Raw genomic sequence first — 24500 nt, 5'->3', positions numbered from 1 at the left:
AAGGATGGCCTTTTTGCGTTTATATACCGAAAAATGTAGGCCGGGTAAGGCGAAGCCGCCACCCGGCAAGTCAGACCGCACACCACTTCACAATAAACTCAGCAATCCCATCCTCATCATTTAAATCCAGCACCGGAACCTCAATATCGAGAGCAACATCGCTGGCCACCGCAATCACATGCTCATCCAGCGTTAACTCGCTGATGTCATGCCCGGCATCACTTCTGAACAGCAGGATCTTAGGCACGGCCTCATGCTTAAATCCCTCAACCAGCACCAGATCCAGCGTGGCATGATCCATCCGGCTGACCAGATAAGCGAGATCAAGCGGCGCCTCATCCGGCGTTTCTGTCATCAATGCCCAACGCTGGTTGCTTGCTACCATTGTCTGCGCGGCACCCGCTTTGCGCAGCTCATAGCTATCTTTGCCCGGCTTATCGACATCCATATTATGGTGAGTATGCTTAATCAAGCCAGGACGAATACCGCGGGCGCACAGCGCGGGTATCAGTTTTTTCAGCAACGTGGTTTTTCCTGTCCCACTCCAGGCGGAAATGGCTAAAACAGAGTTCATCTCTTCTCCTGCATGGCCTGTAAATCTTCTATTGTGTTCACATTCACGAACGATGTTTTCATGTCGCTAAAATCAACAGCATGTCCGCCGACCTTACGCATAAACACCATCACTCTTCGTTCTCCGGAAGCCAGATAGTCGCTCATAGCAGGAATCATGGATCGGTTAATGAGCGCGATAGTTGGGTGGTCGCGCTCGCCGTCATGCACCCAGACCACGGGTGAATCACCTCGCTGTTGCACCATCCGTTCCACCAGGCAGGTGGGTATAAAAGGCGTATCACACGAACAAAAGAGAAACCACTCTCCCTGCGACTGCTGCATCACCGAAAGCATACCGGCCAGCGGCCCCGGAAAATCTGCGAGATTATCCTGATAAACGGGAAACCCGCTGCGCTGGTAAATATCGATATGGCGATTTGCGCTCAGCGCCATTGCTGACACCTGATCGACAAGCGTATCAGCGACATGCTGCCATAAGGGCTTGCCTTTCAGGAGCTGAAGCCCCTTATCTTCCCCGCCCATCCGCGTAGCTCTGCCGCCTGCCAGAACGACCCCAGTGATTTCCAGGCTAAGATTCACGAATATCGCCTCTTTTATTGTGGGATTGACCCTGCTAACGTGTCACTCTAAATGAAAGGAGCACCACCATGAAATGTAAACGTCTGAATGAAGTCATTGAACTCCTCCAGCCAGCCTGGCAAAAAGAGCCAGAGCTGAATCTGATGCAATTCTTACAGAAACTGGCAAAAGAGTCAGGTTTTGACGGCGATCTGGCAGACCTTTCTGACGACATCCTGATCTACCACCTCAAAATGCGCGACTCAGCCAAAGATGCTGTTATTCCTGGTATTCAGAAGGATTATGAGGAAGATTTTAAAACTGCATTGCTGCGCGCCCGAGGCGTAATTAAAGAGTAAAAGCTTGTAAGCGGAGCCACCGAAATCGCTACAAGATGATATCCTGAATCATTCGTATAATTTCCGGATGATCGGATGAACGACCAGGCTTTTACTTTCCAGACACTACACCCGGATACCATTATGGATGCCCTGTTTGAACAGGGTATTCGTGTGGATTCCGGGCTAACTCCGTTAAACAGCTACGAAAACCGCGTCTATCAATTTCAGGACGAGGATCGTCAGCGCTTCGTCGTAAAGTTCTATCGCCCTGAACGTTGGTCTGCACAGCAAATTCAGGAGGAGCACCAGTTTGCTCACGATCTGCTGGTTGATGACGTCCCCGTTGCCGCGCCGATAAAGTTCAATAACCAAACGCTGCTCAAGCATGAAGGGTTTTACTACGCCGTATTTCCCAGTCTGGGTGGCCGCCAGTTTGAAGCGGATAATATCGATCAGATGGAGTGGGTTGCTCGCTATCTGGGACGCATTCATCAGACGGGACGTAAAACAGCGTTCACTGCCCGACCAACGATCGGGATTCATGAATATCTCACCGAACCACGTCAGATATTCGAAACGTCTGCGCTGATCCCCGCTGCGTTAAAGGATGATTTCCTCAACGCCACCGATAAGCTTATTGCTGCGGTGAAAACCTGCTGGCGTGATGATATTTCCGTTCTGCGCCTGCATGGCGATTGTCACGCCGGAAATATTCTCTGGCGCGATGGACCGCTGTTTGTCGATCTCGACGATGCGCGTATGGGACCAGCGGTTCAGGATCTGTGGATGCTGCTCAATGGCGACAAAGCCGAGCAGCGCATGCAGCTTGAAACGATTATTGAAGCCTATGAAGAATTTAGCCCGTTTAATTCAGACGAAATTGCCCTGATTGAGCCTTTACGTGCGATGCGTTTTGTTTATTATCTCGCATGGTTAATCAGGCGTTGGGACGACCCCGCATTTCCTCGTAATTTCCCGTGGCTTACCGGAGAAGATTACTGGCGCAGCCAGATATCTACATTCACTCAGCAGGTTAAGGTTCTTCAGGAACCCCCTCTGCAATTAACGCCGATGTATTAATTGGACACACCCAGGAGAGAGTTAATCATGAAAAAAATTTGGCTGGCGCTGGCAGGTATGATTCTGGCATTTAGCGCTTCTGCTGCGCAGTTTACCGACGGTAAACAGTTTATCACGCTGGAAAAGCCGGTTGCTGGCGAGCCACAGGTTCTGGAGTTCTTCTCATTCTATTGCCCGCACTGCTATCAATTCGAAGAGGTGCTGCATGTTTCTGACAACGTGAAGAAGAAGCTGCCGGAAGGCACCAAAATGACCAAGTACCACGTTGAGTTCCTGGGCCCGTTGGGTAAAGACCTGACTCAGGCGTGGGCGGTTGCGATGGCGCTGGGCGTGGAAGATAAAATCACTGCTCCAATGTTCGAAGCCGTACAGAAAACCCAGACCGTTCAGACCACTGCGGATATCCGCAAAGTGTTCGTTGATGCCGGTGTGAAAGGTGAAGAGTACGACGCCGCGTGGAACAGCTTTGTAGTGAAATCTCTGGTTGCTCAGCAGGAAAAAGCGGCCGCTGATCTGCAGCTTCAGGGCGTTCCGGCGATGTTTGTTAACGGCAAATATCAGCTGAACATGCAGGGCATGGACACCAGCAGCATGGATATTTTCGTACAGCAGTATGCTGATACCGTGAAATACCTGGTTGAGAAGAAGTAATTTCGTTGATATGAAAACGCCGGTCACTGACCGGCGTTTTTGTATGAAGATTTAATGCTGTCTATCTGTTCGTCTTTCTCTTTCCAGAGCGTATTAAGCCACTGCTGGAAACCACGTTTGAAATTCTTATCGTTAACGTAGTCACCGTGCAGCCCGGCATCGATCGGCACTAAATTCACCCGAACAACAATGCGCGTCAGCTTGCCGCTTAGCATATCGAAGAATGGCGTCCTGTCATTTTCCGGATAGCAGAGCGTAACGTTCAGAAGTTTATCGAACTGTGCACCCAGCACATTAAGCGCCATCGCAATACCCGCCGCCTTTGGCGGAAGCAGGTTCTGATAAGGGGAGCGTGTTCGTTGACGTTTATCTTCCGTAAACCGTGAGCCTTCAACAAAGTTCACGATGGTCGTTGGATGTGCGCGAAACTTTTCACAGGAGCGGCGCGTGGTCTCCACATCCTTACCGCGACGCTCCGGATGACGAATCAGATAGCTGCGCGAATAGCGTTTCATAAACGGCATATCAAGCGCCCAGCAGGCCAGCCCGATAAAGGGCACCCAGGCGAGCTGCTGCTTCAGGAAGTACTTGTTCATCGGGATATGTTTGCGAAAAAGCACGCATAACACCACGATGTCCGCCCAGCTGTGATGATTGCAAATCAGCAGGTACCAGTTCTTTTTGTTGAGGCTCTCAAGCCCTTCGACATCCCATTTCAGATGCGGATTCAGGCACAGCAGGATCGCTAGCCCTTCACACCAGCAATACATCATGAAATTACAAAACGCAGAGACGGATCGCCACACCGCAGGCACAGGCAGCAGCAGTTTAACGATCCCGGCGATAATGATTGGCACAGAACACGCAATCGTCACCAGAATAGTTAAAATGATGCTTAGCGGTAATGTTATTGCAGCGAGCAATCTCGACATGATGAGCTTTTTCAGGTGGTTAGCTTTAATGGACCGGCCGATGATACGGTGCCGGGGGCTGATTTTATCAGAAAAGTGACAAAATTATGGCGCTTTCATATCGTCAATAGACGGCTTTTCCCCTGAAGCAGAAGATTTCTCTAATATTGTGCGCTAATCAGGACTTATATCCACATAGACTAAATTGCCATCAGCAGGCTATTTTCATGCAGTGTTAGTTGTTAACATTATGATATGTAATAATTTATTCTCAACGCGCGCCTGCTTTAAGTATCTGTTTTTCATTTGAAGTGAAAATATTCACAAACTTATCCACAGTTTGAATTTTGCGAGCGATCCTCACGATCGCAAAATCTTTTCCTGTATCGAACCTGAATAACTGATGTTTTCATCCTTCTGTGGCATCCTTTACGCATAAATTGATTAAAGGCACGGACATTATGGTTCAGATCCCAGAAAACCCACTTATTCTCGTCGACGGCTCTTCTTACCTGTATCGGGCGTACCATGCGTTTCCTCCTCTGACCAATAGCGCAGGGGAACCTACCGGCGCGATGTACGGCGTGCTGAACATGCTGCGCAGCCTGATTCTTCAGTATCAGCCCACCCATGCGGCTGTCGTTTTTGATGCGAAAGGCAAAACCTTCCGCGATGAGCTGTTCGAACATTACAAATCCCATCGTCCGCCAATGCCTGACGATCTGCGTGCGCAGATTGAGCCACTGCACGCCATGGTGAAAGCAATGGGCCTGCCGCTGCTGGCCGTCTCTGGCGTGGAGGCTGACGACGTCATCGGTACGCTGGCGCGTGAAGCTGAAAAAATGGGCCGTCCGGTGCTGATCAGCACCGGTGATAAAGATATGGCGCAGCTGGTGACGCCAGGTATTACCCTGATCAACACCATGACCAACACCATTCTGGGGCCAGAAGAAGTTGTCACTAAGTATGGCGTGCCGCCAGAGCTGATTATCGACTTCCTCGCGTTGATGGGCGACTCCTCGGATAACATTCCTGGCGTTCCTGGCGTCGGTGAAAAAACCGCGCAGGCACTGCTTCAGGGGCTGGGTGGTCTGGACACGCTCTACGCTGAACCAGACAAAATCGCCGGACTTTCCTTCCGTGGCGCAAAAACCATGGCCGGGAAGCTGGAAGAGAACAAAGAGGTGGCTTATCTCTCCTATAAGCTGGCAACGATCAAAACCGATGTGGAGCTGGAACTGGGCTGTGAGCAGCTGGAAGTGCAACAGCCTTCCGCTGACGACCTGCTGAGCCTGTTTAAGAAATACGAATTCAAGCGCTGGACCACTGACGTAGAAGCCGGTAAATGGCTGCAGGCAAAAGGGGCCAAACCTGCTGCTAAGCCGAAAGAGACGATTGTCGTTGATGCCGAAGATCAGGCGGAAGAAGAAGCCGCAGCGCTCTCCTTCGACAACTACGAAACCATTCTGGAAGAGTCACAGCTGATCGCCTGGATCGAGAAACTGAAAAAAGCGCCGGTCTTTGCCTTTGACACCGAAACAGACAGCCTCGACAACATCTCAGCCAATATGGTGGGATTGTCCTTTGCGACAGAGCCGGGTATTGCCGCCTACGTTCCCGTGGCGCACGACTACCTGGATGCGCCGGAGCAGATCTCCCGAGAGCGCGCGCTTGAGCTACTGAAGCCGATTCTGGAAGACGAAAAGGCGCTGAAGGTTGGTCAAAACCTCAAGTACGACCGCGGCATTCTGCAGAACTACGGCATTGAGCTGCGCGGGATTGCCTTTGACACTATGCTCGAATCCTACATTCTGGACAGCGTGGCGGGCCGTCATGATATGGATTCCTTATCTGACCGCTGGCTCAAGCACAAAACCATTACCTTTGAAGAGATTGCCGGTAAAGGGAAAAATCAGCTCACCTTTAACCAGATTGCTCTTGAAGAAGCAGGGCGCTACGCGGCGGAAGATGCCGACGTCACGCTGCAACTGCATCTGAAGATGTGGCCAAAACTGCAGAAGCACGAAGGTCCGCTGAACGTATTCCAGCATATTGAAATGCCGCTGGTGCCCGTGCTGTCCCGTATCGAACGCAATGGCGTTAAGATCGACCCAACGGTGCTGCATAACCACTCTGGCGAGCTCGCGCAGCGTTTGACTGAGCTCGAGCAGAAAGCGCATGACCTTGCCGGCGAGCCGTTTAACCTCTCTTCACCGAAACAGCTGCAAACTATCCTGTTTGAAAAGCAGGGCATCAAGCCGCTGAAGAAAACCCCTGGCGGTGCGCCTTCAACCTCTGAAGAGGTGCTGGAAGAGCTGGCGCTGGACTACCCGCTGCCAAAAGTGATTCTGCAGTACCGCGGTCTCGCGAAGCTGAAGTCTACCTACACGGACAAACTTCCACTGATGATCAACCCGAAAACGGGCCGTGTGCACACCTCATATCATCAGGCTGTGGCGGCGACCGGTCGTCTCTCGTCAACCGATCCTAACCTGCAGAACATTCCGGTGCGTAATGAGGAAGGGCGCCGCATTCGTCAGGCCTTTATAGCTCCTGATGACTACCTGATTGTCTCGGCTGACTACTCGCAAATTGAACTGCGCATTATGGCGCACCTGTCCCGCGATAAAGGTCTGCTGACGGCATTTGCGGAAGGGAAAGACATCCACCGGGCGACCGCGGCGGAGGTCTTTGGTTTACCGCTGGACAACGTGACCAACGAACAGCGCCGCAGTGCAAAAGCGATCAACTTCGGTCTAATCTACGGCATGAGCGCGTTTGGCCTTTCACGCCAGCTAAACATTCCGCGCAAAGAGTCGCAGAAGTATATGGATCTTTACTTCGAGCGTTATCCGGGCGTTCTGGAATATATGGAACGCACCCGCGCGCAGGCGAAAGAGAAAGGTTACGTTGAAACCCTGGATGGCCGTCGTCTCTATCTCCCGGACATCAAATCCAGCAACGCGGCGCGCCGCGCTGGCGCAGAGCGTGCGGCGATCAACGCCCCGATGCAGGGTACCGCAGCGGACATCATCAAGCGCGCAATGATCGCTGTTGATGCCTGGCTGGAGAAAGAGAAGCCGCGCGTGAAAATGATCATGCAGGTACACGATGAACTGGTGTTTGAAGTGCACAAAGACGATCTCGATATTGTGTCGAAAAAGATCCACGAACTCATGGAAAGCAGCATGACGCTAGACGTGCCGTTGCTGGTGGAAGTGGGAAGTGGTGAAAACTGGGATCAGGCTCACTAAAGGTTCTGTGAATAACGCGCTTTTTATGTAAGTTAGCAACATAACAACGCGCGTTTTGTGACGATCATTAGAATTCCCTATGTAAAGAATGAAAAAAAACTACAAAAAGTGCTTTTTCTACAGCAAAAAAAGGGGTAGAGTTATCGACGTAGGGTACAGAGGTAAGATGTTCTATCTTTCAGACCTTTTACTTCACGTAATCGGATTTGGCTGAATATTTTAGCCGCCCCAGTCAGTAATGACTGGGGCGTTTTTTATTGCGGCAAAGAAAAGTTCGGGCAAAAAAAAGCGCGGACATCGCCGCGCTCGGTATTACTCTTCTTCCGCTTCCGTCGCGGGTTCCAGCTCGTTAAACCAGCTGTCGAGCTTCTGACGCAGCTTGTCCACGCCCTGTTTTTTCAGCGAAGAGAAAGGCTCAACCTGTACATCGCCATTGAAGGCCAGTACCGCTTCGCGAACCATATTCACCTGCGCTTTACGCGCGCCGCTTGCCAGCTTGTCGGCTTTCGTCAGCAGCACCAGCACGGCAATATCGCTTGCTACGGCCCAGTCGATCATCTGCTGATCGAGATCTTTTAGCGGGTGACGAATATCCATCAGCACCACCAGACCTTTCAGGCACAAGCGCTTTTCCAGGTATTCGCCCAGCGCACGCTGCCACTTGATCTTCATCTCTTCAGGCACCTGCGCGTAGCCGTATCCCGGCAAGTCTACGAGGCGTTTGCCTTCAGCCACTTCAAAGAGGTTAATCAGCTGGGTACGGCCAGGTGTTTTTGAGGTACGCGCCAGGTTCTTCTGATTGGTCAGCGTATTCAGGGCGCTGGATTTCCCCGCATTTGAGCGGCCAGCAAATGCCACTTCAATACCGGTATCAGAAGGCAGGTGGCGAATATCGGGCGCACTGGTGACAAAATGCGTCTGTTGGTAGTTCCAGGTAGTCACGTGGTCGTCTCCAAAAATCGTAATCTGGAGGGATTATACCCGAATGCGGGCAAAAGGCTTTTCTCATTGCACGAGGCTTGCAGGCGAATGCCCAAACGGCTGTAAGAGATCGGCTAATGTTGCTATGGGAGATTTCAGAGAATTCGCAGGCGTTAAAAAATGCAAACTGTTTTAAATCATAAGCTTATTTCCAGGTAATTATCTGAAAATCCGTATTTGTACCGTTTAGTTGCTTGTTAGTTTAACGGAACAAGGTAAAGTATGCGGCAAGGCGAGGAAGCCAACAGGAAATCGACTTAAGGATTAGGGTCAGGAGCGCCAGGAGGCGAAGACGCAGGATAGTCAGGACGACCAGCGCCTGGAGGCGTTTTTAACAGGAAACGGAACCGTATCACGGACGGTAGTAGCCAAGGGATAAACAGGGTTTGTTGTAGGCAAACACGGAATGTCTGACCCGTTAAGGGTTGTGAGTCAGGAAAAAAGGCGACAGATTGCTCTGTCGCCTTTTTTCTTTGCTTGCTTTCTGCTAGATTTCGCCGCAATTCTATACTGAAGAAAACGACTTTAAGATAAAACATCATGAAAAAACCAACCTCCGCTGCGGGCGCGAAACGCCCTGCAAAAGCACGCCGCAAAACGCGCGAAGAACTAAACCAGGAAGCGCGCGATCGCAAACGCGATAAGAAGCATCGTGGCCATGCTGCGGGTAGCCGTGCCAACGGCGGTGGTGCAGCGGGCGCTTCTGCAAAAGGCAAACAGCAGAAAGACCCTCGTATCGGCAGTAAAACTCCCATTCCACTGGGCGTGACAGACACCCCGGTCACTAAGCAGCACAAACCAAAGAGCGAGAAACCTATGCTTTCACCGCAGGCTGAGCTGGATATGCTGGAGAACGATGAGCGCCTGGACGCGCTGCTGGAACGTCTTGAAGAGGGTGAAACCCTGACCGCCGAAGAGCAGTCATGGGTAGATGCCAAACTGGACCGCATTGATGAGCTGATGCAGAAGCTGGGTCTGTCTTACGATGACGAAGACGACGAAGAGGAAGAAGAAAAGCAGGAAGATATGATGCGTCTTCTGAAAGGTGGAAACTAACATTTGCACCCGGCAGGCACGATAGTCCTGCTTATAACCCTTCCGGTTATATGTTATCTGGTGTGGTTATTCGTTAAACTACGGCGGTTGTCGCGGCGACAGAAGTGGCTGCGCACCCGAATGATGGCCCGCGATGGGGCCAGAACGGGCCGCCGTATACGAACGCGACACCAACGGAAGGAGTGAGCATGTCAGCACCAACTATCGACTGGGATTTGGCCCTAATCCAGAAGTATAACTATTCCGGGCCGCGTTATACCTCATACCCCACCGCGCTGGAGTTCTCCGATGCCTTCGGCGAGGAGGATTTTCAGCAGGCCGTCGCGCGCTATCCAGAGCGTCCGCTGTCGCTCTACGTCCATATTCCGTTCTGCCACAAGCTCTGCTACTTCTGCGGCTGCAATAAAATCGTGACCCGTCAGCAGCATAAAGCCGATCAATACCTCGATGCGCTCGAACAGGAAATTGTGCACCGCGCACCGCTTTTTAAAGGTCGTCACGTCAGCCAGCTTCACTGGGGGGGAGGCACGCCAACGTATCTCAATAAGGCGCAAATAAGCCGCCTGATGACGCTGCTGCGCGGAAATTTCAATTTTAACGACGACGCTGAAATCTCGATCGAAGTCGATCCGCGTGAAATTGAGCTGGATGTACTGGATCACTTACGCGCCGAAGGCTTTAATCGTCTGAGCATGGGCGTGCAGGATTTCAATAAAGAGGTGCAGCGTCTGGTCAACCGCGAGCAGGACGAGGAATTTATCTTCGCCTTACTCAACCACGCGCGTGACATCGGCTTTACCTCGACCAACATCGACCTGATTTACGGCCTGCCAAAGCAGACGCCGGAGAGCTTCGCCTTCACGCTGAAGCGCGTGGCTGAACTTAGCCCGGACCGCCTGAGCGTCTTTAACTACGCGCACCTGCCGACGCTATTCGCCGCCCAGCGCAAAATCAAAGATGCCGATTTGCCTTCTGCCCAGCAGAAGCTGGATATCCTGCAGGAAACTATCACTTCTCTGACCGAGAGCGGCTATCAATTTATCGGCATGGATCACTTTGCCCGTCCGGATGACGAGCTGGCGATTGCCCAGCGTGACGGCGTTCTGCACCGCAACTTCCAGGGTTACACCACTCAGGGCGATACCGATCTGCTCGGCATGGGTGTCTCCGCCATCAGCATGATCGGTGATTGCTACGCGCAGAACCAGAAAGAGCTGAAGCTCTACTACCAGCAGGTTGATGCAACCGGCAACGCGCTATGGCGCGGCATCGCGCTGACCCGTGACGACTGCATTCGTCGTGATGTGATTAAGGCGCTTATCTGCAACTTCCGTCTCGACTTTAGCGACGTGGAAGCACAGTGGGATCTGACATTCAGCGAATATTTTGCGGAAGACCTGAAGCTGATTGCGCCGCTGGCGAAAGACGGGCTGGTGGATGTGTCGGAGAACGCGATTGAGGTCACGCCGAAAGGGCGTCTGTTGATCCGTAATATCTGCATGTGCTTTGACGCGTATCTGCGCCAGAAGGCGCGTATGCAGCAGTTTTCACGAGTGATTTAAGGCGCAAAGCCGGGTAAGGCGAAGCCGCTACCCGGCTTTTACATTTCAACCTGCTAGCTAAACAGCCCAACCAGCGCCGCACATAATACCGCAGCAACAGCGGTTTGCGGCGTGTGGCTTTCAGCTGCTCCGCTCGACAGTAAAGTCACTAATGATTCCAGCATGATGGTTCCCCCAATTTCCGGGCACGATCATACAAAACTCATCGGAACAGTAAAGCGCAAAATAACGGCAATTTGCGCTCAATTAATAACCTTTACACAGCGGTGTACGATCACTCCATTCCCAGCTCTTTCAGCTTGCGCGTCAGGGTATTACGTCCCCATCCCAGCAGGCGCGCCGCTTCCTGCTTATGGCCCTGCGTATGACGAAGCGCGGTGGTCAACAGCGTACGCTCCATCTCTGGCTGAGCCTCAGACAGCAGGTTTTGATGACCGGAACGCAGCGCGCGGTCGGCCCACTGCGCCAGCAGCGTTGCCCAGCTGTCCGGCAGTGCGTGCCCGGTGCTGCTTTCGGGCGCGGTGGCCTCAAACAGTTCGGCAGGGAGATCCTGAATCAACACTTCCTGGCCGGCGGCCATCACGGTCAGCCAGCGGCAGGTGTTTTCCAGCTGGCGTACGTTGCCCGGCCACGCCAGACGGGTGAGGGCGGCATCGGTTTCCGGGTGAAGCTGCTTGGCTTCCACGCCCAGCTCGCGGGCCGCCACCTGCAGGAAATGACGCGCCAGGCGCGGGATATCTTCCCGACGCTCGCGCAGCGGCGGCAGGTGGACGCGGATCACGTTCAGGCGATGGAATAAATCCTCACGGAATTTGCCCTCCTGCACGCGCAGCTCCAGGTTCTGGTGTGTCGCGGCGATAATGCGCACGTCCACCTTCACCGGCGCATAGCCGCCCACGCGGTAAAACTGCCCGTCGGCCAGCACGCGCAGCAGGCGAGTTTGAACGTCCAGCGGCATATCGCCGATCTCGTCCAGGAACAGCGTGCCGCCGTCAGCCTGCTCAAAGCGCCCCTGGCGAATGGTATTCGCGCCGGTAAACGCCCCTTTTTCGTGGCCGAACAGCTCGGACTCAATCAAATCCTTCGGGATCGCCGCCATGTTCAGGGCGATAAACGGCGCTTTTGCCCGCGGGCTGTGGCGATGTAACGCATGCGCCACCAGCTCTTTACCTGTACCCGATTCCCCGTTAATCAACACGCTGATGGACGAGCGGGACAGACGGCCAATAATGCGAAACACGTCCTGCATCGCCGGCGCTTCGCCGATGATGTCGGTGGTTGGCCCAAAATCGGGTGCGTGGCGCGGCTGTTGTTGCTCCTGGTAGTGGCTAATCGCGCGCTCAACCAGCGCCACCGCTTCGTCGATATCAAACGGTTTGGGCAGGTAATCGAACGCCCCTTGCTGATAGGCGCTCACCGCGGCATCCAGGTCGGAATGAGCCGTCATTATGATGACCGGAAGCATAGGATGGCGCTGTTTGATCTGCTTTAACAGCGCCAGCCCGTCCATGCCCGGCATGCGAATATCCGACAGCAGAACGTCCGGCGTTTTGGTGGTGAGTGCGTCGAGCACCTCGCTGCCGCTCTCAAACGTCGTGCAGCTTAAACCTGCCCCTGTGAGCGCGCGTTCAAGCACCCAACGGATGGAGCTATCGTCATCGACTACCCAGACTATCCCTCGTTGCATAAACGTCACCTTTATTTTTTAATCGGCAGGAAAACCGAAAACTCGGTATGTCCCGGCCAACTGGTAAATTCAATTTTTCCGGAGTGCTGATCGATCAAGCTGCGGGCGATAGATAAGCCCAGTCCCGTACCGCCTTCGCGCCCGCTGACCATTGGGTAGAACAGGGTGTCCTGCAGATGAGAAGGAATGCCAGGCCCGTTATCCTCAACGTCGATGCGTGCCGCCAGACGATAGCGCACGCCGTGCAGCGTAAGCTGGAAGGCGGTGCGGGTGCGTAAAATAATCTCGCCGCCTTCCGGCCCCAGCGCCTGCAGGGCATTGCGCACAATATTCAGCAGAACCTGCTCAATCTGGTCCGGGTCATGCGCCAGTTCCGGCAGGCTTGGGTCGTAATCACGCACCAGCGTGACGTTCTCCGGCAGCTCCATAGAGACGAGCTTCACCACCCGTTCAGCGACTTTATGAATGCTTTCTGAAACGTGCATACCCGGCTGCTGCGGTCCGAGCAGGCGATCGACCAGGTTACGCAGGCGGTCCGCCTGCTCAATGATGACGTTGGTGTACTCCGCCAGCGCAGGGTCGGGCAGGGCTTTGGTCAGAAGCTGCGCCGCGCCGCGTAATCCACCCAGCGGGTTTTTGATTTCATGCGCCAGACCGCGCACCAGGTCACGGGCGGCAATTTGCTGCGCATGCTGAAGCTGCTCCTGGCTCAGGCGACGCTGATTATCCATCGGCGCCATTTCCAGCAGGATCAGTCCTTCCGGCAAACGTTGCGCGGTAAGGGAAAGAATATGTGAGCGCCCGTCGATCACCAGCGTGACTTCGTTATCGGTGAACCCCTGACCGGCCTGCAAACTCTCCTGCATCAGGCCAATATTCAGCGAGAAATAGCTCAACAACTCAGGAAGCGGGGTGCCAAACAGTTTGCGTGAACTCTGGGCGAGCAGCTGTTGCGCCGCCGGGTTGGCGTAATGGACGGCCAGCTCGTCGTCGACCAGCAGGATGCTGTTAATCAAAGAATTGAGGATCTGCCCAGCATCGGGCAGCGTGCCAGTTGCCATTCAGCAGTCTCCTGGAGTCGTTGCACTGTTTTAGTGCAGTATAGCGGTTTCGGCGTAAAAAGCGCGTGAGATCAGGTTGTTGGTGGAGAAAAAAGCCCATCCGGAGATGGGCTAAAAGTTTCCACGGCAACTACCCCCGGCGCTTTTGACGCCGGGTAAAACAACTAAATTAAACGCTGTAGTACAGTTCGAACTCAACCGGATGCGGAGTCATACGCACGCGGTCGTTCTCTTCAGTGCGCAGGGCGATGTAAGCATCGATAGCGTCGTCAGTGAATACGCCACCCGCAGTCAGGAACTCGCGGTCTGCATCCAGCGCCTGCAGGGCTTCTTCCAGAGAGCCAGCAACCTGTGGGATCTCTTTCGCTTCTTCTGGCGGCAGGTCGTACAGGTTTTTGTCCATCGCTTCGCCTGGGTGGATCTTGTTCTTGATACCGTCCAGACCGGCCATCAGCAGCGCTGCGAAGCACAGGTATGGGTTAGCCGCTGGGTCCGGGAAGCGCACTTCGATACGACGCGCTTTCGGAGACGCCACCACCGGGATACGGATGGAAGCAGAACGGTTACGCGCAGAGTAGGCCAGCATAACTGGGGCTTCGTAGCCCGGGACCAGACGCTTGTAGGAGTTAGTGGTTGGGTTCGCCAGGGCGTTGATCGCTTTAGCGTGTTTGATAACACCACCGATGTAATACAGCGCCTGCTCGGACAGACCGGCATATTTGTCGCCAGAGAACAGGTTGGTACCGTTCTTGGACAGAGACATGTGGCAGTGCATACCGGAACCGTTGTCGCCAAACATTGGTTTTGGCATGAAGGTCGCGGTTTTACCGAAACGGTGCGCAACGTTGTGCACAACGTATTTGTAGATCTGAATTTCGTCCGCTTTTTTGGTCATGGTGTTGAAGCGGGTTGCCACTTCGTTCTGACCCGCAGTCGCCACTTCGTGGTGGTGCGCTTCAACAACCAGGCCCATCTCTTCCATCACCAGACACATGGTGGAACGGATATCCTGCGCAGAGTCGACCGGAGGAACCGGGAAGTAACCGCCTTTCACACCAGGACGGTGACCTTTGTTACCACCTTCGTATTTGGTGGAAGAGTTCCATGCGCCTTCGATGTCGTCGATAGCCACGTGGGAGCCAGAAATAGAGGCACCGAAGCGGATGTCGTCGAACAGGAAGAACTCTGGCTCTGGCCCGAACAGAACGGTGTCCGCGATGCCGGTAGAACGCAGGTACTCTTCAGCGCGTTTTGCGATAGAACGTGGGTCGCGGTCGTAGCCCTGCAGCGTGCCTGGCTCGAGGATGTCGCAGCGGATGATCAGGGTTGGTTCTTCGAAGAATGGATCAATGACCGCAGTGGTTGCGTCTGGCATCAGAACCATGTCGGATTCGTTAATGCCTTTCCAGCCACCAATGGAGGAGCCGTCAAACATTTTGCCTTCTTCAAAGAATTCGGCGTTCACCTGATGAGCAGGGATTGTGACGTGCTGTTCTTTACCTTTGGTATCGGTGAAGCGCAGATCAACAAACTTCACTTCATGTTCGTTCAGCATCGTCAAAACGTGTTCAGCGGACATACTTAACTCTCCAGATTGGTCATTGTCGTCGTGGTAACGAGGTCTTCAATTTCTGTTGGTACTGGCTGTTGCCATGTATTTTTTATAAAGCGAAATCTGTGCCAACTTTTAAAACACCCCAAAAAGGCGTTATCATGCGCACCATAGTGCAAAAGGGCTGCACCATGATGGATTTGTTGCACCAGTATAGTGCTTCAATGTGAACATTAAGCACCATATTGGTGCAATTTACGTTAAAGTGCCCTTTTACCGCTCCGTGAAAGCGATCACAAAGCATCTCTGCAATACTTGTTTGCGGGGGATGTTTGTGATCCTGTTTTGTAGTGCGATTAATCCGTGTACAATAACGCGCTATTTCTAAATGCCTGAGGCAAAGTTGTGATCGAAAATTTGCGTAACATCGCCATCATCGCGCACGTTGACCATGGTAAAACTACCCTGGTTGATAAGCTGCTGCAGCAATCCGGTACGTTTGATGCGCGTGCCGAAACCCAAGAACGCGTGATGGACTCCAACGATTTGGAGAAAGAGCGTGGGATTACCATCCTCGCGAAAAACACCGCGATTAAATGGAATGACTACCGTATCAACATCGTTGATACCCCAGGGCACGCCGACTTCGGTGGTGAAGTTGAACGTGTAATGTCCATGGTAGACTCCGTTCTGCTGGTCGTTGACGCAATGGATGGCCCAATGCCACAGACGCGCTTCGTGACCAAAAAAGCTTTTGCCCATGGTCTGAAGCCAATCGTTGTTATCAACAAAGTTGACCGCCCTGGCGCGCGTCCTGACTGGGTTGTTGACCAGGTCTTCGACCTGTTCGTTAACCTCGACGCGACCGACGAGCAGCTGGACTTCCCTATCGTTTACGCCTCTGCGCTGAACGGTATCGCAGGTCTGGACCACGAAGACATGGCTGAAGACATGACCCCGCTGTATCAGGCGATTGTTGACCGTGTTCCTGCGCCAAACGTTGACCTGGAAGGCACCCTGCAGATGCAGATCTCCCAGCTCGACTACAACAACTACGTTGGTGTAATCGGCATTGGCCGTATCAAGCGCGGTAAAGTGAAGCCAAATCAGCAGGTTACTATCATCGATAGCGAAGGCAAAACCCGTAACGGTAAAGTCGGTAAAGTCCTGACTCACCTGGGTCTTGAGCGTATCGAGAGCGACATCGCTGAAGCGGGCGACATCATCGCGATCACCGGTCTGGGTGAACTGAACATCTCCGACACCATCTGCGATCCGCAGAACGTCGAAGCGCTGCCAGCCCTGTCCGTTGATGAACCAACCGTATCCATGTTCTTCAACGTCAACACCTCTCCGTTCTGTGGTAAAGAAGGTAAGTTCGTTACCTCTCGTCAGATCCTTGACCGTCTGAACAAAGAGCTGGTGCACAACGTTGCGCTGCGCGTTGAAGAAACCGAAGACGCTGATGCATTCCGCGTTTCCGGTCGTGGTGAGCTGCACCTGTCTGTTCTGATCGAAAACATGCGTCGTGAAGGTTTCGAGATGGCGGTTTCCCGTCCGAAAGTAATCTTCCGCGAAATCGATGGCCGTAAACAAGAGCCGTTCGAAAACGTAACGCTGGACGTAGAAGAGCAGCACCAGGGTTCTGTGATGCAAGCACTGGGCGAGCGTAAAGGCGACCTGAAAAACATGAATCCAGACGGCAAAGGCCGCGTACGTCTCGACTACGTGATCCCAAGCCGTGGCCTGATCGGCTTCCGTTCTGAGTTCATGACCATGACCTCCGGTACCGGCCTGCTGTACTCCACCTTCAGCCACTACGACGACGTTCGTCCGGGCGAAGTGGGCCAGCGTAACAACGGCGTACTGATCTCCAACGGTCAGGGTAAAGCGGTTGCGTTTGCGCTGTTCGGTCTGCAGGATCGCGGTAAGCTGTTCCTGGGTCACGGTGCTGAAGTTTACGAAGGCCAGATCATCGGTATTCACAGCCGTTCTAACGACCTGACGGTAAACTGCCTGACCGGTAAGAAGCTGACCAACATGCGTGCGTCCGGTACTGACGAAGCAACGGTTCTGGTTCCACCGATCAAGATGACCCTGGAGCAGGCTCTGGAGTTCATCGATGATGACGAACTGGTAGAAGTGACTCCACAGTCAATTCGTATCCGTAAACGTCACCTGACCGAGAACGATCGTAAACGTGCTATGCGCGGTGCGAAAGAAGACTAATACGGTCAATCCGTAGTAAAAAAAGCCGCTGAGAAATCAGCGGCTTTTTTATTAGAACGAATAACGTAACCCCAGGCGGATCCTGTACTGCTCGCGGTTGTAATCATTCCATCTGTCCAGCCACTGGAGTTCGAGGTACGGCAGCCAGTTTCTGTCGATCTTATAGCTGAACTTGTTGGTAATTTCCCAGTGATGGTCTTTGCCATTTTTGCTGTGGTAATCATTTATCCGCTGGAAAAAGTGCGGCTCAAAGGTGTAGAAAAACGCATCCGTCACCTTGAAATTCCAGTAGTTGGCGAATTCGTGCGTGTCGTTCTTATCCATCTGCCCGTTATAGTCCGGCGTATCGTAATTGTTATGGTTATAGCGATAGCGGAACGTCAGATTAAACCCGTCCGTGAATTTATAGTTGGTATCTAAATAAACCGCGCCACCCGAACCGGCGCTGCTGTCGTTGATCAACCCGCCCGGCTGGAAGGTGAGTTTGTCCGTCGGTTTAAAGAGCGGATACCACCCCTCTATTTCGTTATAGCTGTGCTTTAGCTCATCCCATCTCCCCACGTTGTAGGCGTTGGTGAACATCAGCCCCGCGCCCATATCGAAGTTATAGCCGGCACGCAGGATCACTTCGTGCAGCTCAGAGGCCGTATTGTAGGCTTCACGGGTTTCAACATAGGCCCCGGCGAATACCGGGCAGGACACAGACGACACGATCAGTACAGTGATGATTCTTTTCATAATTTGTCCATGTATCAGGTACAGAAAGGCCTCCCTCCTGATGAACAGGAAGGAAATACGGGCCGAATTTATTGTTATAAAGTGACTGCTGACGCTTTATTGTTGGGTGTTATCTCAGGGGTATTCGCTGACTGTTTTTTCCGTTTTCCAATCTCCTCGATAATAAAGGCGAAGCGCGCTTCGTTGAGTTTATAAAACAGCCCCATGGTCACGGCGGCGACGATTGCCAGGCCGCACGGCCAGAGGAAAATAAGCTGACGCAAACCCAGCAGCGTGCCCGTGCTCTGCACGGCGTGAGGAACGTAGCCGATCTGGGTCAGCATGATGCCGGGCAGGAAGCCGGCGAGAGCGGCGGAGATTTTGCGCGAGAAGGTGTAGCCGGTGTAAACCGATCCCTCGGCGCGAATGCCGGTTTTCCACTCGCCGTAATCAACGGTATCCGGCACCAGCGCCCAGTTCAGGCTGTTCACAAACGCGGTGCCGAAAAAGGCCATGCAGGAAAAGAGCACGAACAGCAGGGAGCTGGTTCCCCAGAAGAAGTTCAGCACGTCGCCCACCGCCCACAGCGCCAGTCCACCCAGATAGACCGGCTTCTTGCCAAAGCGCTTCACCGCGCCGGGTACCAGAAACACGCCAATCAGAATGCAGCCCATGCTGAAAAAGCCCATCCACGACAGCAGATGCAGATCGTTCAGCACGTACTGGGTGTAATAGACCTGAATCGCCAGCTTGATGTTGAACGCGGCGAGAGTACACAGGTTGGCAATGCACAGCACCAGCAGCGGCGGATTGCGAAAAATCGCGCAGAACGATTTCAGAATGCCGGGCTTATGGTGATCGGGCGTTATCTCGACGTAGCGCTCTTTCACCCCGCTGTAGCACCACCACATGCAGAACAGGCCGCCGGTGACGAACACCAGCGCAGCCACCAGATAGCCGAGGGAGGGCTGGTGGACGAACAGCGCCTGAATGGGCATAAAGCCGACGGTGCAGAGCAACAGCCCCACCGTTGCGCCGCCCTGACGCCACGCGGCAAGCTGCGCGCGCTCGTTCGGGTTTTTGGTGATGGCAGGGACCATCGCACCGTAGGCGCAGTTCATCAGGCTGTAGCAGAGCCCAAACATCATGAAGAGCACAGTGGCGATGGCCGTTTTGACCGTCAGGCTAAAGTCGTTGGCCATAAACTGCGCCGTCGCGACCAGCGCCACCGGGACGGAGGCGTAAAGTATGAATGGCCGGAACTTCCCCCTCGGGCCAATGTTACGCCGGGAATCCAGCAGCACGCCGGTCAGCATGTCGGTAAACGCGGTAAAAAACTTCGCCACCAGGAAAATAATGCCGCCGTAGAACGCGGGCATCCCCAGTTCATCGGTGTAAAACTTCAGTAGGTACAGCGTGCCAATACACAGCATCAGATTCGAGCCAAAATCGCCCATCCCGTAGGCGCACTTCTCTCGCAGGCTCAATTTCAGGGTTAACGGATCAGTATTGTATGTCATGGTCGATCCTCAGAGCGCCCCGCAGGGCGCTCTATCACGTCATTTAGGCCGTACGTTTGCGCAGTTCGATCTCTTCCACGATGCGCACATACATCTTCTCGTTGAGGTTGTAGAAGCAGCCCATCGCCACGATGGTGATGACCGCCAGCAGGCTCGGGTAGATAAATATCAGCTGCCGCAGCCCTTCAACCGTCCCGGCGGACTGCACCACGTTCGGTACGTAGCCGATCTGGGTGAGCATGATCCCCGGGAAGAAGCCGGCCAGCGCCTGGGATACCTTCCTGAAGAAGGTAAAGCCGGTGTAGACCGTCCCTTCGGAGCGCACGCCGGTGCGCCACTCGCCGTATTCCACGGTATCGGACACCAGCGCCCAGTTCAGACTGTTCACGAACGCGGAGCCGAAGAACGCCAGGCAGGAAAACGCCACAAAGCTCACCGAGCCGCCGCCGAAGAAGTAGTTGAGCAGATCGCCCGCCACCCAAATTGCCAGCCCGCTGATATAGACCTTTTTCTTGCCGAAGCGCCGCACCGCGCCGGGCATCATAAAGACGCCGATAAAAATACAGCCCATGCTGAAGAAGCCCATGTACGACAGCAGGATCGGGTCGTTCAGCACGTACTGCGTGTAGTAGACCTGAATGGCGAGCTTAACGTTAAACGCGCCCAGCGTGCACAGGTTCGCGATACACAGGATAAACAGCGGACGGTTCCCGGCAATAGCGCGAAACGACTGCAGCAGCCCCGGCTTTTGCGCCGGGTTAGCAGGCTGCGTCTCGACGTAACGCTCGGTAACGCCCTTATAGCACCACCACATAAAGAACAGCCCGAACAGCGAGAAGAGGGTGGCGGCAAAGATGTAGCCAAGCTGGTCGTTACCCTCAATCAGGTTCATCACCGGGACAAAGCCCACTGTACAGAGCAGCAGGCCGAGCGTGGCGCCGCCCTGACGCCAGGCCGCCAGCGAGGCGCGCTCGTCCGGGTTTTTGGTGATGGCGGGCACCATCGCGCCGTAGGAGCAGTTCATCATGCTGAAGAACAGGCCGTACAGCATGAACAGCACCGTCGCCATCACCGTTTTGCCGGTCATCTCAAATGGCGTACCGACGAAGTTGGCAATCGCCAGTAAGGTCACCGGGAAGGCGGCATACAGCACGAACGGGCGGAATTTCCCTTTCGGGCCGATCTTGCGCCGGGAGTCGAGCATGATCCCGGTGCCCATATCGGTGAAGGCGGTAAAAAACTTCGCAATCAGGAAGATAATCCCGCCGTAGGTGCCGGGCAGCCCCAGCACGTCGGTGTAAAACTTCAGCAAATAGAGCGTGCCGATATCCAGCAGGATGTTAGAGCCGAGATCGCCCATCCCGTAGGCGAGTTTTTCTTTAAACGGCAGGCGTAGGGTTGCCGGATCGGAAGTATGTTGACTCATTATTGTTCTCCGTCTGCCCGCAGGTTTCCCTGCGGGCGAGCCTTATCAGATATCACGTAAGGTGCTAAACAGATCTGCCCATTCGCTGTGCTGGCGATAGAAGACCGGCGGCTTGCCGATCGGGGCATCAACGGTCACGTCACCGCCCTGGCAGGTTTCCCCGGTCCACGCATTGACCCAGCTGTCCTGTGGCAGATAGAGCGACCAGTCCCGGCGGCCCTCTTCATGAACCGGTGCCACCAGCAGATCGCGGCCAAACAGGTACTGGTATTTCAGCGTGTAGGCGCGCGCGTCGTCCTCGTAGTGCAGGAACAGCGGACGCATCACCGGCAGGCCGCTTTTCGCGTTCTGCGCAACCGCAGCTTTGATGTACGGCTTCAGGGTGGTGAAGACGGTGGTCATGCGCGCGAAGTGCGCGATGGTTTCCGCATCGCCGTCGAACTGCCAGTTGTCGCCAGGGCGGTTGCCCTCGTGGGTACGCATCATCGGCGTAAAGGCGCTGAAGTCGCACCAGCGCAGCAGCAGCTCCTTGCTGCGCTTCATCTCGAACAGGGTGGTATAGCCGCCGATGTCGCTGTGGTGCAGGCCGTGCCCGGTCATCGCCAGCGACAGCGCCGCAGGGATGACGGACGCCAGACCGTCGTCCAGGCTCCAGTCAACGTTCTGATCCCCCGCCCACATCATCACCGAGTGCTTCTGGCTGCCGGTGTAGCCCGCGCGCATGAAGAACAGGATCTCCCCGAGCTTGCCGGTCTCCTGGAGCGCCTCGTAGTTACATTTCGCCCACAGGGCAGGCCAGGCGTTATGCATGATCTCCGCGCTCACGCCGTTGTGCAGGAAGGTATCGGTCGGCAGATATTCCCCGAAATCGGCCATCCAGCCGCCGCAGCCCAGTTCGATCAGGTTCTTTTTAATGACCTCTTTGTACCAGCCGTAGGCTTCCGGGTTGGTCAGGTCGATAACGCCCGCGTAGAACTCGCCGAACTCAACGTGGTAGTCCTCTCCGTCGGCGTTTTTGGTCAGATAGCCGCGTTTCGCCGCCTCTTCACAGAGATCTTTATCGCTGGCCACGTACGGGTTGATATAGGAGAGGAACTGTACGCCTTCCTGCTTCCACTGCCCGATCCGCTCATCAAGCTTCGGATAGAGCGCGCTGTTCCACTTCCAGTTCCACATCACGCGTTTGCCGAAGGAGGTCATGCGGATGCCGGACCAGTCCTGCGCCCAGATGCCGTTCACCTTCACGCCGCCCTCGCGCATGGCGTCGAGCTTCTGCTGGCACACCTCGGTGCCGCCCTGGATGCCCAGCGTCACGCCGTCGTAAACCCAGTCCGGCAGCTCCGGCTGACGTCCCAGCAGGCCGGTCAGTTTTTCCAGCAGATCGACGTACGTTTCCGCACATTCGAAGCGCAGCGTGGCGTTATCTTCCCAGAACGCCAGCTCGTGGAAATCCGGGGCGCTGAAGTCAAAGTTCATGTAGCAGCTGTTATCCACGTGGCAGTAGTACTTCTGGGTGCTCACGAAGGTAGGCTGCGGGAAGAAGGTCCAGTAGTAATCGCCGCCCGCGTTCTCTTTGCAGTCGGCCTGCCAGGTGACGTAGGTCTGCTTGTTGCGGCCCACGCCCTGCTCGCTGGTCCACAGCGGGAACGGCTTGCCGCGCAGATCGAAATACGAGAACTGCTCGCCGCAGCCGTAGATATGATCTTCCGGCTGCGCCGCCAGCCGCAGCCAGATGCGGTTATGGCCGGGAGCATCATTTTTCAGCTTCAGCTCCAGACGGCCTTCCGCATCCACGCCCACCAGCAGCGTGGCGCTCACCGCATCGCCGCGGGTAAAGCGGATCGCCCAGCCCGCGCTTTGCTGCGAGACGGTCGCGTCCGTCAGGGCAATCTTTTCGTTGAGCTTGTCTTTAATGCTGAAGTTGCCGCGAAACATCTCGATATCGGCCTCGCCTGCGCCGATCCACAGGCAAGGCGCTTCTTCGGAGTGGGACAAAATCAGGCGATCCTGCCAGCGCAGGGTGAAGCCACGTTCGTTATTTTTCAGGTCAATATTGTGTAGGGTACGCATAAAAACTCCGTCTTTATTATTTGGCCTGGCTGTCCAGCAATCCGGCGGCGACGGCAGGCGCTAAGCCCGGCGCCAGCGGCAGGCGGGGGATCACCAGGCAGTGCAGCAGATGGTAAATATCCTGCTTGCCGTCCCAGACTTTGGTGGTCACTTCGTTATTGGTGTCCAGCTCCTGCCACCAGGAACCGTTTTCGTAATCCATCAGGTACTTGATGCAGTAATCCCACCACTTCTGATACCAGGCTTCGTACTGCGCCTCGCCGGTCACGGTATAGAGGGCATAGGCCGTGCCCATCGCCTCGACGATTGGCCAGCGCACGCGTTCCCGCACGATAGGCTTGCCGTCCCAGCCCACGGAGTAGACAAACCCGTCGGCGCCGTCGGGTGCCCAGGCGTCGCGGATGGTGGCGTGGAACAGGCCTTTTGCATCTTCCAGCAGCCACTCCGGCGGGGTTTCAAAGCGCGCTTCCAGCGCGGCGCGCAGATGCAGCATCAGGCGGCCCCACTCAATCCAGTGTCCCGGCGTGCCGCCGTAGGCGCGGAAACGGTGAGCAGGGTTATCGATGTTGTAATCGCGGATCGGGTTCCAGTCGGTGTCGAAATGCTCGTTAACGCGGTACTCACCTTTGCGCGCCACGTCGTGAATAATCACCGAGGCGATGCGCAGGGCGCGGTCGAGCCATTTGCGGTCGTGAGTTACGTCATAGACAATCAGGAAGGCTTCCACGGCGTGCATGTTGGCGTTACCGCCGCGGTAATCTTCCGTTTTGCTGAAGGCTTCATCCCAGGACTCGAGGCACATTTGCTCCTGTTCGCTCCAGAAGTAGCGCTCAATCACCTCGATGGCATCGTCCAGCAGCTTGCGTGCCTGCGGGTGTCCTGTGGTGACGGCGCTCGCCGCGCCCAGCAGGACGAAGAAGTGCTGATAGCCCTGCTTGGAGGCGTCAATGACGCCCTCATCGTTTACGCAGGCGTACCAACCGCCGTGCTGTTTGTCGCGCAGCGGGCCGTTGAGGGCATTAATGCCGTGCTCAACCAGGGCATACGCGCCGGGACGGCCCATGTTCGCCGCCACCGCGTACACGTGAAGCATGCGGGCGGTGATCCAAAGATGGGTGCCCATATCGCTGCGAACCTGCCCGTTATTGCCCAGCCAGCCAAAGCCGGTCGGTACGGCGGCGTTTTTGCCGAAATCGAGAATGCGGTCGGTCTCTTGTTCGAGCCAGCGGTTGTGGCTCAGGGTGTTAAACCATTTCATGTTCGGGTCC

The 24500-nt window shown here is 54.7% G+C and carries 20 protein-coding genes; 7 read left to right on the top strand and 13 right to left on the bottom strand.

The features are described 5' to 3' along the window. Nucleotides 1–70: 70 nt before the first annotated feature. Nucleotides 71–574 (bottom strand): molybdopterin-guanine dinucleotide biosynthesis protein MobB, encoded by a 504-nt coding sequence (gene mobB, locus INF77_RS18635; protein WP_193532465.1) that lies wholly within the window; start codon nt 572–574, stop codon nt 71–73. Further along, a complete protein-coding gene (gene mobA / locus INF77_RS18630; RefSeq protein WP_048959966.1) occupies nt 571–1155 on the bottom strand; it encodes a molybdenum cofactor guanylyltransferase MobA in 585 nt (194 codons plus the stop codon). The genes mobB and mobA overlap by 4 nt, the downstream gene beginning before the upstream one ends. A 68-nt stretch (nt 1156–1223) precedes the next feature. On the opposite strand from mobA, the gene INF77_RS18625 reads away from it, so the two are divergent. The 3 genes from INF77_RS18625 to dsbA all read left to right on the top strand — a co-directional run bounded on the left by INF77_RS18625 (nt 1224) and on the right by dsbA (nt 3206). Then, on the top strand, nt 1224–1493 hold the full coding sequence (locus INF77_RS18625) for a YihD family protein (protein ID WP_008501866.1): 270 nt from the start codon (nt 1224–1226) through the stop codon (nt 1491–1493). A gap of 75 nt (nt 1494–1568) precedes the next feature. Then, a complete protein-coding gene (locus INF77_RS18620) occupies nt 1569–2555 on the top strand; it encodes a serine/threonine protein kinase (protein ID WP_193532466.1) in 987 nt (328 codons plus the stop codon). Nucleotides 2556–2582: 27 nt separating this feature from the next. Further along, complete coding sequence (gene dsbA, locus INF77_RS18615; RefSeq protein WP_028014899.1) at nt 2583–3206, top strand: thiol:disulfide interchange protein DsbA; 624 nt, start codon at nt 2583–2585, stop codon at nt 3204–3206. Nucleotides 3207–3229: 23 nt separating this feature from the next. On the opposite strand, the gene INF77_RS18610 is transcribed toward dsbA, so the two are convergent. Further along, complete coding sequence (locus tag INF77_RS18610; RefSeq protein WP_193532467.1) at nt 3230–4138, bottom strand: acyltransferase; 909 nt, start codon at nt 4136–4138, stop codon at nt 3230–3232. 440 nt (nt 4139–4578) lie between these two features. On the opposite strand from INF77_RS18610, the gene polA reads away from it, so the two are divergent. Continuing rightward, on the top strand, nt 4579–7371 hold the full coding sequence (gene polA, locus INF77_RS18605) for a DNA polymerase I (protein ID WP_126327363.1): 2793 nt from the start codon (nt 4579–4581) through the stop codon (nt 7369–7371). 312 nt (nt 7372–7683) lie between these two features. Here the strand turns inward: polA and yihA are convergent, their stop codons facing one another. After that, nucleotides 7684–8313, bottom strand: coding sequence for a ribosome biogenesis GTP-binding protein YihA/YsxC (yihA, locus tag INF77_RS18600; RefSeq protein ID WP_045630625.1), 630 nt, complete (start codon nt 8311–8313; stop codon nt 7684–7686). 579 nt (nt 8314–8892) lie between these two features. On the opposite strand from yihA, the gene yihI reads away from it, so the two are divergent. Both yihI and hemN read left to right on the top strand, forming a co-directional pair. Beyond that, entirely contained in the window at nt 8893–9408 is a 516-nt protein-coding gene (gene yihI / locus INF77_RS18595; protein ID WP_028014895.1) for a Der GTPase-activating protein YihI, read from the top strand. 188 nt (nt 9409–9596) lie between these two features. Then, on the top strand, nt 9597–10970 hold the full coding sequence (gene hemN, locus INF77_RS18590) for an oxygen-independent coproporphyrinogen III oxidase (protein WP_047362452.1): 1374 nt from the start codon (nt 9597–9599) through the stop codon (nt 10968–10970). 53 nt (nt 10971–11023) lie between these two features. Here hemN and INF77_RS18585 read toward each other — a convergent pair whose 3' ends face one another. From INF77_RS18585 to glnA, 4 genes are all read right to left on the bottom strand, one after another. Further along, entirely contained in the window at nt 11024–11134 is a 111-nt protein-coding gene (locus INF77_RS18585; protein WP_017382667.1) for a YshB family small membrane protein, read from the bottom strand. A gap of 110 nt (nt 11135–11244) precedes the next feature. Then, nucleotides 11245–12657: a nitrogen regulation protein NR(I) gene (glnG, locus tag INF77_RS18580; RefSeq protein ID WP_028014893.1), complete on the bottom strand. Its 1413-nt coding sequence runs from the start codon at nt 12655–12657 to the stop codon at nt 11245–11247. 11 nt (nt 12658–12668) lie between these two features. After that, nucleotides 12669–13718: a nitrogen regulation protein NR(II) gene (glnL, locus tag INF77_RS18575; RefSeq protein ID WP_014172250.1), complete on the bottom strand. Its 1050-nt coding sequence runs from the start codon at nt 13716–13718 to the stop codon at nt 12669–12671. 169 nt (nt 13719–13887) lie between these two features. Continuing rightward, nucleotides 13888–15297: a glutamate--ammonia ligase gene (gene glnA / locus INF77_RS18570; protein ID WP_008501856.1), complete on the bottom strand. Its 1410-nt coding sequence runs from the start codon at nt 15295–15297 to the stop codon at nt 13888–13890. Nucleotides 15298–15675: 378 nt separating this feature from the next. Here glnA and typA point away from each other — a divergent pair, with 378 nt between their 5' ends. Continuing rightward, a complete protein-coding gene (typA, locus tag INF77_RS18565; RefSeq protein WP_028014891.1) occupies nt 15676–17499 on the top strand; it encodes a ribosome-dependent GTPase TypA in 1824 nt (607 codons plus the stop codon). 51 nt (nt 17500–17550) lie between these two features. Here the strand turns inward: typA and ompL are convergent, their stop codons facing one another. The 5 genes from ompL to yihS all read right to left on the bottom strand — a co-directional run bounded on the left by ompL (nt 17551) and on the right by yihS (nt 24490). Continuing rightward, entirely contained in the window at nt 17551–18237 is a 687-nt protein-coding gene (ompL, locus tag INF77_RS18560) for a porin OmpL (RefSeq protein WP_045260222.1), read from the bottom strand. Between the two features lie 74 nt (nt 18238–18311). After that, on the bottom strand, nt 18312–19736 hold the full coding sequence (locus INF77_RS18555; RefSeq protein WP_150145375.1) for an MFS transporter: 1425 nt from the start codon (nt 19734–19736) through the stop codon (nt 18312–18314). Nucleotides 19737–19779: 43 nt separating this feature from the next. Then, nucleotides 19780–21162 (bottom strand): MFS transporter, encoded by a 1383-nt coding sequence (locus INF77_RS18550; protein WP_022649848.1) that lies wholly within the window; start codon nt 21160–21162, stop codon nt 19780–19782. Between the two features lie 45 nt (nt 21163–21207). Continuing rightward, nucleotides 21208–23232, bottom strand: coding sequence for an alpha-glucosidase (locus tag INF77_RS18545; protein WP_193532468.1), 2025 nt, complete (start codon nt 23230–23232; stop codon nt 21208–21210). Nucleotides 23233–23248: 16 nt separating this feature from the next. Beyond that, nucleotides 23249–24490: a sulfoquinovose isomerase gene (gene yihS, locus INF77_RS18540; RefSeq protein WP_023345127.1), complete on the bottom strand. Its 1242-nt coding sequence runs from the start codon at nt 24488–24490 to the stop codon at nt 23249–23251. Between the last annotated feature and the right edge of the window lie 10 nt (nt 24491–24500).

Origin of the sequence: Enterobacter cloacae complex sp. P1B, assembly GCF_014982345.1 — a bacterium.
Classification (GTDB): domain Bacteria; phylum Pseudomonadota; class Gammaproteobacteria; order Enterobacterales; family Enterobacteriaceae; genus Enterobacter; species Enterobacter bugandensis.
Note: the sequence above shows the minus strand (reverse complement) of the source record. Positions and strands in the feature narration are given on the sequence as shown.